This is a genomic window from Oryzihumus sp. (assembly GCF_036391795.1).
Classification (GTDB): Bacteria; Actinomycetota; Actinomycetes; order Actinomycetales; family Dermatophilaceae; genus Oryzihumus.
Genome location: NZ_DASVZH010000263.1, coordinates 1 through 8449 on the forward strand (window position 1 = coordinate 1; position 8449 = coordinate 8449).

General features: G+C 72.4%; 8 protein-coding genes. 3 read left to right on the forward strand and 5 right to left on the reverse strand.

Annotated features, from left to right (window positions below):
- Window positions 1–178: 178 nt before the first annotated feature.
- On the reverse strand, window positions 179–2869 hold the full coding sequence (locus VF825_RS16120) for a penicillin acylase family protein (RefSeq protein WP_331115164.1): 2691 nt from the start codon (window positions 2867–2869) through the stop codon (window positions 179–181).
- Window positions 2870–2957: 88 nt separating this feature from the next.
- On the opposite strand from VF825_RS16120, the gene VF825_RS16125 reads away from it, so the two are divergent.
- A complete protein-coding gene (locus VF825_RS16125) occupies window positions 2958–4559 on the forward strand; it encodes a potassium/proton antiporter (protein ID WP_331115166.1) in 1602 nt (533 codons plus the stop codon).
- 24 nt (window positions 4560–4583) lie between these two features.
- Here the strand turns inward: VF825_RS16125 and VF825_RS16130 are convergent, their stop codons facing one another.
- The 4 genes from VF825_RS16130 to VF825_RS16145 all read right to left on the reverse strand — a co-directional run bounded on the left by VF825_RS16130 (window position 4584) and on the right by VF825_RS16145 (window position 6874).
- Entirely contained in the window at window positions 4584–5015 is a 432-nt protein-coding gene (locus tag VF825_RS16130; RefSeq protein WP_331115168.1) for a hypothetical protein, read from the reverse strand.
- Window positions 5016–5147: 132 nt separating this feature from the next.
- Complete coding sequence (locus VF825_RS16135) at window positions 5148–5564, reverse strand: DUF962 domain-containing protein (RefSeq protein ID WP_331115170.1); 417 nt, start codon at window positions 5562–5564, stop codon at window positions 5148–5150.
- Window positions 5565–5651: 87 nt separating this feature from the next.
- On the reverse strand, window positions 5652–6215 hold the full coding sequence (locus VF825_RS16140; RefSeq protein ID WP_331115172.1) for a TetR/AcrR family transcriptional regulator: 564 nt from the start codon (window positions 6213–6215) through the stop codon (window positions 5652–5654).
- Between the two features lie 5 nt (window positions 6216–6220).
- Entirely contained in the window at window positions 6221–6874 is a 654-nt protein-coding gene (locus VF825_RS16145) for an NADPH-dependent F420 reductase (RefSeq protein WP_331115174.1), read from the reverse strand.
- A 145-nt stretch (window positions 6875–7019) separates the two neighbouring features.
- On the opposite strand from VF825_RS16145, the gene VF825_RS16150 reads away from it, so the two are divergent.
- Window positions 7020–7367, forward strand: a complete 348-nt coding sequence (locus tag VF825_RS16150; protein WP_331115176.1) for an FmdB family zinc ribbon protein — start codon at window positions 7020–7022, stop codon at window positions 7365–7367.
- A 143-nt stretch (window positions 7368–7510) separates the two neighbouring features.
- The gene (locus VF825_RS16155) at window positions 7511–8356 is read left to right on the forward strand and encodes an S-methyl-5'-thioadenosine phosphorylase (RefSeq protein ID WP_331115179.1); all 846 of its coding nucleotides are present in this window, start codon (window positions 7511–7513) and stop codon (window positions 8354–8356) included.
- Window positions 8357–8449: the final 93 nt, after the last annotated feature.

Here is an 8449-nt window from a genome sequence, read left to right on the forward strand (position 1 = left end):
CCCAGCTCGGTCAGCGGGGCATTAGCGTGGGGCATGAAGACCTCCGGGTCGGTGGGAACCTCGACAGCTCCACACCTCACCCGGAGGTCTTCCTCATGTCCAGACCCTGCCGGTCTGTCACCAACGTCCGTGGTCAGTACAGCTAGGGACCGGCCGGGAGACGACCCGCCGCGACCGGTCAGCCCTTGTTGGCCCCCGGCACGAGGGTCAGCTCGTCCTTGGTGGCCTTGCGCACCGCCGACTCGGTGAACGGCCACGGGAAGGTCTGGTTCGTGGCCCACGCGTCGGTCTGGTCGTCGTAGTGGTCGTTGAACGGGTGGCCTGACGCGCCGGTCTGGTTGACCCAGTGCGAGGCGTCCAGGTGGCCCAGGTCGACGACCATCCGCATCGAGGGAGCCCAGTCGACCCCGTAGCCCTTGCCTGCGTCCCAGCCGTTGGCGTCGACGATCGAGGAGCCGCCGGGCATGTCCCAGGGTCCGCGGTTGAACAGGACCCGCACGTAGCCGGGCACCGCGTCGGTGCCGAGCACGGGGTGCTGGAGGTCCAGGCGGTGCAGCCGGCCCCACTGCCAGGTCACCGGGTCCTTGCCCAGCTGCTTGGTCAGCTCGAGCCGGGCCTGCACCATCGCCTGGCGCAGGATCTCGTCGCGGCCCTCGAGCACGCCGGCGGTGCTCTTGTTGTCCCACCAGGAGTCGCGCGGCTTGTTGAGCATGACCTCGACCACCTGCATCCAGTGCGCGCCACCGTCGGCCTTGAGGTCCTTGGGCAGCTCGTCGTCGAAGGTCAGCTCGAGGACGTTGCTCCACACCGCGTTGTAGTAGGCCGCCGCCGCCCCGTTGCGGGACTGCCCGGTCGGGTTGGTGTAGTTCCAGCCCTTGAGCAGGCGCTGGGCGTCGGCGGTGAACGGGTCCACCTTCAGCGGCAGGAGGTACTTCACCAGGTCGGGCGCGAACGTGTTCTGCGTGTCGCCCTGGATCTGCGACATCCGGGCCGGGGTCACCTTCGGCGTCGCGGCCAGCAGGTCACGGATCCGCTGGGACCGGAAGCCGTAGTCCCACTCGGTGGTCAGGAAGGGGCTGTCGCTGGCCGTGACCGCCTGGTTGGCGGCGACGATGTAGTCCTCCGGCGGGTCATAGCTGGTCGGCATGTCCTTGAACGGCACGTAGCCGGTCCAGTCGTAGCGGGAGTCCCAGCCAGGTGCCGGCCAGTAGCCGGGCGGGCTGCCCTGGATCGCCGAGCGGCGCACCGGGATGCGCCCCGGCGCCTGGTAGCCGATGTGGCCGTTGACGTCGGCGTAGACGAGGTTCTGCGCCGGCACCTCGAAGTTCTTCGCGGCCCCGCGGAACTGCTCGAAGTTCTGCGCCTTGTCGATCGAGAACAGCGCGTCGGCGGTGTGCCCGGGTTGCAGCCCGGTCCACGACAGGGCCACGTCGTAGGTGCCCGGGTCCTTCTTCCCGTCCACCGGCGCGCCCCGGCCGGCGTCGGCGACGCTCGGCAGCACGTCGGACATGAGCGGGCCGTGGCGGGTCGAGCGGACGGTGATCGAGACGTCGTCGCCGCCGGCGACCTTGATCGTCTCGCGGCGCGTCGTCAACGGGACGTAGCTGCCGTCGCGCAGGACCCTGTCGCCGTTGACCTGCTCGAGGTAGAAGTCGCTGACGTCCGGCCCGAGGTTGGTGAACCCCCACGAGATCGTCTGGTTGTGGCCGATGACCACGCCGGGCAGCCCGGAGAAGGAGTAGCCGGCGACGTCGAACGGGCAGTCCTGGCCGACGCTGCGGCAGTGCAGGCCGGTCTGGTACCAGATGCCCGGGATGCCGGGCGCCAGGTGCGGGTCGTTGGCCAGCAGCGGCTTGCCGGTGCTGGAGCGCGAGGACCCCACGACCCAGGAGTTGGACCCGATGCCGTCGCCGCGCCCGAGGGTGGTCGGCACCGCGTCGAGGGCGGCGGTCACCTGCGCGTAGGCCGCCTGCGCGGACTTGCCCCCGAGGTATGCCGGGTAGGGGCTCGCGGAGCTCGACGCACCGTTGCTGCCGGTCGGGGAGGCGCTGCCCGTGGACCCGCTGCCCGTCGAGGACCCGCTACCGGCTGTTGAGCCGGTGCCCGCGCCGCTGGTCGGACCGGTGGTGCCGCTGCTGCCGGACCCGGCCGGGCTCCAGTCCTGGGCGGACAGGATCGGCTTGTGCGAGCCGAACGGGTAGGCGGGGTAGAGCTCGGCGATGTGCGCCATCGACATCGACGTCCCGGCCAGCCGCGCCCGCGTGAGCTCGTTGTCGTAGTCGCCGCGCAGGTCCCACGCCATCGCCTTGAGCCAGGCCAGGGAGTCCACCGGGGTCCACGGCTCGACGTGGTAGTTGTCGACCTTCTGGCTCAGGACGGTGTACTCGAAGCCCATCTGCGAGGGCGTGCCCATCTGGTTGATGTAGGCGTTCACTCCGTCCGCGTAGGCCTGGAGGTACTGCCGGGTGCTCGGCGACAGGGTCGGCAGCTCCTGCTCGGCGACCCGGCGCCAGCCCATGGTGCGGATGACCTTGTCGGTGTCGAGCCCTGCCGAGCCGACCAGCTCGGACAGGCGCCCGGCCGTGATGTGCCGCCGCAGGTCCATCTCGAAGAACCGGTCCTGGGCCGTGACGTAGCCCTGCGCCTCGAACAGGTCCGCGGAGGTGTCGGCGTAGATCTGTGGGACCCCGTGCTCGTCACGCAGCACCGAGACCCGTGAGCCGAGGCCCGGGACGGAGATGGTGCCGGTGGTCTGGGGGAAGGAGTGGCGGACGAGGCCCACCACGACGACGACTCCCACGAGGATGACCACGAGGAGCGCCGCCACGACGGACACGATGATGCGGCGAGCGAGTTTGGCGCGAGACACCCTGCGAGACTAGGACACCGGCGACGGGGTGGCGCGCACGCCCGGTCCCCCATGACAGCATCCACGCAGGGCGAGGAGGACGGTGGACGTGACGGCACTGACGCAGGTGGCCGGGTTCACCGTGGAGGAGCTCAACCCCGCCCTGCTGGTGGGGGCGCTGGTGCTGCTCCTCTCGGTGGCCGCCGTGCGCCTGTCGGTCCGCTCCGGCCTGCCGTCGCTGCTGCTCTACCTCGCGATCGGCCTGGCCATCGGCGAGGCGGGGCTCGGCATCCGCTTCAACTCCGCCGAGCTGACCCAGGTCCTCGGCTACACCGCCCTGGTGCTCATCCTCGCCGAGGGTGGTCTCACGACGCACTGGGACGGCATCCGCCGCTCGGTGGCGCCGGCCGCGCTGCTGTCGACCCTGGGCGTGGTCGTCTCGGTCGGCGTCGTCGGCGTCGCGGCGCGGCTGTTCCTGGACCTGCCGTGGGGCGTCGCGCTCCTGGTGGGCGCCGTGCTCACCTCCACCGACGCCGCGGCCGTCTTCTCGGTGCTGCGCCGGGTGCCGCTGCCGCGGCGGATCACCGGCCTGCTCGAGGCCGAGTCCGGCTTCAACGACGCCCCGGTGGTCATCCTCGTCGTGGCTCTGGCCGAGCAGACCGCCCCGCACGCCACCTCGCACACCTGGTGGCAGCTGGTGCTCATCGCCGCCGCCGAGCTCGCCGGCGGCGCGGCGATCGGCCTCGGGGTCGGCTACGTCGGGGGCACGGCCCTGCGCCGCGTCGCCCCCGCCTCCTCGGGCCTGTTCTCCCTGGGCATCATCGCGCTGGGCGTCCTGGCCTACGCCGCCTCGGCGATGGCCCACACCAGCGGCTTCCTCGCGGTCTACCTGTGCTCCCTGTTGCTGGGCAACATGGACCTGCCGCACCGGCCGGCGGTCCGCGGCTTCGCCGAGGCGCTGGGCTGGCTGGCCCAGATCGGCCTGTTCGTCCTGCTCGGCCTGCTCGCCTCCCCGCAGCGGCTGCCCACCCAGCTGGTCCCGGCGATCGTCATCGGCCTGGTGCTGCTGCTGGTCGCCCGACCGCTGTCGGTCCTCGTGTCGATGACCCCGTTCCGGGTGCCGTGGCGCGACCAGGTGTTCCTGTCCTGGGCCGGGCTGCGCGGCGCGGTCCCGGTCGTGCTCGCCACGGTCCCGCTGACCCTGGGCACCCCCAACGTGGAGTGGCTCTTCGACCTGGTCTTCGTGCTGGTCGTCGTGTTCACCCTGGTGCAGGGACCGACCCTGCCGTGGGTGGCCGCCCGCCTGGGGCTGACCGACCCCGACCGGCTGCTCGACCTCGACGTGGAGTCCACGCCGCTGGAGAAGCTGCGGGCCGAGCTGCTCCAGGTGCAGGTCGGCGAGGAGTCGCGCCTGGCCGGTGTGGAGGTCTTCGAGCTGCGGCTTCCCAAGCGCGCCAACGTCACGCTCATCGTCCGCGGGGAGGACTCCTTCGTCCCCGCGCCGAACACCGTGCTGCGCCACGGCGACCAGCTGCTGGTGGTGGCCACGGCCGAGAACCGGCGCCAGGTCGAGCGCCGGATCCGTGCGGTCAGCGAGCGGGGCCGCCTCGCCGGGTGGGTGAGCCGACCGGCAGCGCCGGCCGCGCGGCGGGCTCCCCTGCCGCTTCGTGGCCGCGCTCGGCCCACCAGCACGCAGCAGCGACGGGACTGAGCCCGGCGTGGCGGCTGACGCGACTCAGTGCGGGGTGGCCTCGTGGTGGCGTCGGCCGTGGCTGCGCTCGGCCTCCTTCATCTCCGCCTCGTAGAGGTGGCGCCGGCCGTGGGCCAGCTGGCGCCGGGCCACTTCCTCCAGGCACTTGAACAGCGCGTAGTAGCCGTCGTCGTACTCCTCGACGATCTGGAAGGTCCAGCGGCCCTCGAGCACGTTCCGGCCGAACAGCTCGGTGTCGATGCGCTCGGCCAGGTCGAGGTGTCCCGCTCTGCGCAGCATCGCGACGGCCTGGCCCACCTTCATGTCGCCGGCGCCGGTCAGGCGGTGGAACGCATACAGGTGGCCCCGGGCCTCCTCGATCTCCTCCAGGGCTTCGGACAGCTTCCCCAGGGCCGCGATCGTGGCGTCGTCGACGCCCGGGGGGCGTCGGTGGCACGGTGCCGGTTCGTCATCCATGCGGCCACCGTAGGCAGTCCGCGAGCACGACGCCTACGGCGCATGGCCGACCCAAACCTGCCTGCCGCTGGCCACCAGGCCGAGACCCGGGGCCGGCCTCCGTCACGCCGGCGGGGCCGCCTCGCCGGCGGGTCAGCCGACCGGCAGCTCCGGCCGGGCGATGGGCTCCACCGCCGCTTCGTGGGCGTGCTCGGCCCACCAGCTCGCAGCGATCCGACTGAGCTCGGCGTCGCGGCCGGTGAGCATGTAGCGGATCATCTCGAAGTCGCCGCGCAGCGACCAGGCCGGGTGGCCGAAGGTCGCCGGGTTGTTCTGCTCGATGAAGAAGTGGCTCGGCCAGGCCGCGCCGTAGCCCATCAGCGGCCACAGCAGCAGCCAGGACGGCTTGCGAAGGCGGACCAGCCCATGGGCCGCAGTCGCCGCGCCGAGGGTGGTGCCGACCAGGTGCGCCCACCGCGTGCTCGCCCGGGAGTGCATGGCCACGTAGTAGGGCCAGAACTCCTCGTACGTGGTGTAGGTCGCGGGGCAGTCGCACGTCGGCTTGGGCATGGCCGCCACTGTGCCCAAGCCCGCCCGGGGGCACAAGCCCGGGCGAGCCACCCGGCATACCGGCGCGTGGTCGGTATGCCGGGTGGTTCAGGCGCGCGGGCAGGCGGCGGCCACCAGGGTGGCCGCGGCCTCCCTGGCGGCGTCGGCGGCCTCGGGGCGGCCGTCGAGGACCCCCGAGGCCAGGCCCCCGTCGAGCAGCAGGCTCAGCGACAGGGCCAAGGTGTGCGGGTCGGCAGCCCCGGCCTGCTCGGCCAGGCCCTGCACCCACTCCCGCACCTGCGCCTTGTGCCGGACGGTGCGGTCGTGCACGGCGGTGCCGGACTCCGACTGGGCCGCGGTGTTGATGAACGCGCAGCCGTGGAACCCTTCGCGCCGGCACGCAGCCGTCAGGGCGTCGAACAGGCCGACGAGCTGGTCCCGCGGGTCGGGCCCGGCCGCCTCGGCTGCCGCCTCGAGCGAGCCGCGCCAGCCGGCGTCGACCCGGTCGAGGTAGGCCAGCACGAGGTCGTCCTTGCCCGGGAAGTGCTTGTAGAGCGTCGCCTTGGCGACCGCCGACTCGGCGATGATGGTGTCCACCCCGACCGACCGGACGCCGCGGGCATAGAACAGCCGGAAGGCCGTGTCGAGGATGCGGTCGCGGGCGGCACTCATGGGCGTCAGCCTCGCACGACCTTGATGTTGAAGTTGCCCGTGCCGAGCGAGCCCATGAGGGACAGCCACAGCGGCAGGTACATCTCGGTGCCGCGGGCGGAGGCGATGCCGCCGAGGTCGTGGATGTGCTCGGGGGCCCAGCCGAAGCCCCGCAGCAGCTCGGTCACCGTGGCCTTGGCCTCGGCGTCGTCGCCGGCGACGAACACGTCGTGGTCGCCCTCGCCGACGCGGCGCGGGTCGACCATGACCTCGCAGTTCATCGTGTTGAGGCTCTTGACCACCTTCGCGCCGGGCAAGGCGCGCTGCACCTGCTCGCCGAGGCTGTCGGTGTTGACGACCGACAGCGAGGGCGGGAAGCCGTTGCTGAAGTCGAGCGGGTTGGCGATGTCGAGGAGCACCTTGCCGTCGAGGTTGTCCGCTCCGGCGAGCGTGAGGGCCTCGAGCGTGGCGACGCCCGACGTGGCGTTGACGACCAGCTCCGCGGAGGCGGTGGCGTCGGCAAAGGTGGCGGCGGCGCGCTGACCCGCGCCGGCGGCCCAGTCGGTGGCCTTGGGGTTGGCGGCGTCGCGCGAGCCCATGGTCACGTCGTGGCCGAGCTCCGCGAGCCTGGTGGCAACGGCCTGGCCGACCATGCCGGTGCCGAGGACGGCGATCTTCATGTCTGTTTCCTTCGCAGCAGTGGGGCCGGGCGGGGTTCCCGGCGAGGTAAGTAGACAGACCTGTCTGTTCGTTTGTCAAGGGCTGGCGTGGATTCGTCGTACACTTCTGGCACTCGATGCCCGAGAGTGCTGATCAGGAGGACCCGTGCCGACGTACGCCTACGCGTGCACCGCGTGCGATCACCGTTTTGAGGTCGTGCAGTCCTTCAGCGAGGACTCGCTGACCGAGTGCCCCCAGTGCGAGGGGCGCCTGCGCAAGCTCTTCAACGCCGTCGGCGTGGTCTTCAAGGGCTCGGGCTTCTACCGCACCGACTCCCGCTCCGGCTCCTCCGCGAGCGTGCCGGCGGCCAAGGGCGAGTCCTCGAGCTCCTCCGACGCGTCGTCGAGCTCGTCTTCGTCGAGCGCGTCGAGCTCGTCGTCCACGTCGGGTTCCTCCTCGACCGCGTCGAGCGGCTCGGGCTCGTCCTCGAAGGGCGCCGGCTCCGCGGCCTGAGCACCGCCTCTGTGGCCCGGCCAGCGGCCGGGGAGCACGCGGCATACCGGGGGCTGTCCACAAGGCTCCCGACGGTTCGTCCCACGATCCACAGGCCTGCGACGGCCGGCCGGGGCGGCGAGTCGCGCGGTTAGTCTCGCCGCATGACTTCCTCCCCCACCTCCGGCAGCCCGCGCGCCGACATCGGCGTCATCGGCGGGTCCGGGTTCTACGAGTTCCTCGAGGGCGCCGAGCGGGTCCGCGTCCAGACCCCGTTCGGCGAGCCCAGCGACGAGGTCGTGGTCGGCTCGCTGGCCGGCCGGCAGGTCGCGTTCATCGCCCGGCACGGGCAGGGGCACCGGTTCCCGCCGCACAAGGTCAACTACCGGGCCAACCTCTGGGCGCTGCGCGCGGTGGGCGTGCGCCAGGTCCTCGCGCCCTGTGCCGTCGGGTCGCTCAGGCCCGAGCTCGGCCCGGGGTCGATCGTCGTGCCCGACCAGGTGGTCGACCGCACGTGGGGCCGGGAGCACACCGTCTACGACGCGATCGGGCCGGTGGTGCACGCCGGGTTCGCCGACCCCTACTGCCCCCGAGGGCGCGAGACCGTCGCCCGGGTCGCCCGCGAGGCCGGCAAGGACGTCACCGACACCGGCACCCTGGTGGTCGTCAACGGGCCGCGCTTCTCCTCCCGCGCCGAGTCCCAGTGGCACCAGCAGGCCGGGTGGTCGGTCGTCGGCATGACCGCGATGCCCGAGGCCGCGATCGCCCGCGAGCTGGCCCTGTGCTTCACGACGATCGCACTGGTCACCGACCACGACGCCGGGGTCGAGGGCGGCGAGGCGGTCACCCACGAGGAGGTCCTGCGGGTCTTCGCCCGCAACATCGACGACCTCAAGACCGTGCTGGCCTCCACGATCGCGGCGATGCCCCCGGCCGAGCCCGACGAGACGGCCACCTGCACCTGCCGGCGCGCCCTCGACGGCATCACGCTGCCCATCGAGCTGCCGTGACCACCGGCGCCGGGCTGCTCACCGCCCCCTCCCCCACCGCGGCCGAGCGGGTGCAGCGCCTGCTGCCGGCCGGGTGGCGGGGCCGGGGACGGC

What these genes read in the sequence shown, in the direction of transcription:
- VF825_RS16130 (WP_331115168.1), bottom strand. Translation starts at nt 5,015, where the DNA reads ATGGATGACGAACCGGCACCGTGCCACCGACGCCCCCCGGGCGTCGAC.
- VF825_RS16135 (WP_331115170.1), bottom strand. Translation starts at nt 5,564, where the DNA reads ATGCCCAAGCCGACGTGCGACTGCCCCGCGACCTACACCACGTACGAG.
- VF825_RS16140 (WP_331115172.1), bottom strand. Translation starts at nt 6,215, where the DNA reads ATGAGTGCCGCCCGCGACCGCATCCTCGACACGGCCTTCCGGCTGTTC.
- VF825_RS16145 (WP_331115174.1), bottom strand. Translation starts at nt 6,874, where the DNA reads ATGAAGATCGCCGTCCTCGGCACCGGCATGGTCGGCCAGGCCGTTGCC.
- VF825_RS16155 (WP_331115179.1), top strand. Translation starts at nt 7,511, where the DNA reads ATGACTTCCTCCCCCACCTCCGGCAGCCCGCGCGCCGACATCGGCGTC.